At 73.9% G+C, this 1,453-nt stretch carries 2 protein-coding genes; one reads left to right on the forward strand and one right to left on the reverse strand.

What is annotated here, in order from left to right; all coding sequences use genetic code 11:
* Positions 1–230: 230 nt before the first annotated feature.
* Positions 231–953, reverse strand: coding sequence for a vancomycin high temperature exclusion protein (locus U9R90_RS36185; RefSeq protein WP_411061736.1), 723 nt, complete (start codon positions 951–953; stop codon positions 231–233).
* Between the two features lie 235 nt (positions 954–1,188).
* Here U9R90_RS36185 and U9R90_RS36190 point away from each other — a divergent pair, with 235 nt between their 5' ends.
* Entirely contained in the window at positions 1,189–1,422 is a 234-nt protein-coding gene (locus U9R90_RS36190) for a hypothetical protein (protein WP_411061737.1), read from the forward strand.
* Positions 1,423–1,453: the final 31 nt, after the last annotated feature.

Below are 1,453 nucleotides of genomic sequence, written 5' to 3' on the forward strand. Positions count from 1 at the left end.
GGGGGGGCCCCCCCCCCCCCCCCCACGGCCCTGGTGGGCTGGCGGTCCCGGCACGCACTCGGCCCTGGTGGGGCTGGTGGCCTCGGTGGTCTGGCGCGGCTCCGGTGGTCTGGCGGCCCGGGCACGCATACGGCCCTGGTGGGCTGGTGGCTCCGGTGGCCCAGGCATGCACGCGGCCCTAGCAGCCCTGATCGCCCAGCGGTCAGGCGTCAGACATCAGCGGTCAGACGTCAGCGGCCGGACGCCAGCGCCTCGTCCACCCCGTGCTCCCGGTCACCGAGGAAGTGCGGGTCCGGCCGGACCGCCGCGTCGGCCGCCGCCTTGCCGGACGCGGCCAACTCCCGTATGCCGCCGTAGAACCAGGTCGCGTCGTGCGGTTCCCTGACGCCCACGCCGTACGACTCGACCCCCGCCGCCCGGCACAGCGCGACCGCCCTGCGTATGTGGAAGCCCTGGCTGATCAGTACGGCCTGGTCGACGCCGAAGATCTCCTTGGCCCGCACACAGGAATCCCAGGTGTCAAAGCCCGCGTAGTCACTGACGATCCGCTCATCGGGCACCCCGCGCCTGGTCAGATAGGCGCGCATCGCGTCCGGCTCGTCGTACTCCGCCCGGCTGTTGTCCCCCGTGACCAGCACCACGTCCGTCTTCCCCGCGCGGTACAACTCGACTGCGGCGTCCAGACGGTGAGCCAGATACGGCGTCGGTCTGCCGCGCCACAGCCCCGCCCCGAACACCACCGCGACCCGGCCGCTCGGCGCATCCGCCACCGTCCCCACCCGACCGTCCGCGACCGCGTGCACCCACGTCGCGGGCAGCAGCGCCAGCACGCACCCGACCATGACCGCCTGCACGGCCCTCCGCCGCCCACGCCGGGTGCGCGGCGGTCGCACACGCGCGGCCGCGGCGCCTACCCGCGATGCCGCCGCCCGTAGCCAGTGCCGTTGTTCCATCACGCCCCCCGTGTCCGTTTCGACCAACACCTTCACGGTAGGTCACCCCACTGACAACGCGGCAGGGAGGCGGTCGCGGCCGTACCGTAGACGGACGCCGCGAGCCAGGCCTCGGCGAAGGCGTCGGGGCGAGGCGTCTGCCGCCGCCCGCCCGACCGCCCACCGCGAAACCCCCGCTCGACACCCGTCACCCCCACGCAACGACGCGGCAATCTCCGCACGCCAGGCTGGCTCCATGACGGAGTCGAACTCTCACCGCGCACACCGCGAACGGCTCGACCACCGCGAGCCACCGGCCCCCGACGGCACCCACCCGAGCGTCCCCGACCTCGACGGCACCCTCGACACCACGGCCCAGCTCCTGACCCGGATCACCGCCCAACTCGGCAGCCAGCTCGGCCGGATCTCACTCAGCGGCGTCCGCCACCCGCAACCCCAGCCCACCGCTCCCGCGCCCACCCTCTCCTGACTCCTCCCGACCCTCTCCCACTCCCTCCCGA

Source organism: Streptomyces sp. E11-3 (assembly GCF_046540415.1).
GTDB lineage: Bacteria > Actinomycetota > Actinomycetes > Streptomycetales > Streptomycetaceae > Streptomyces.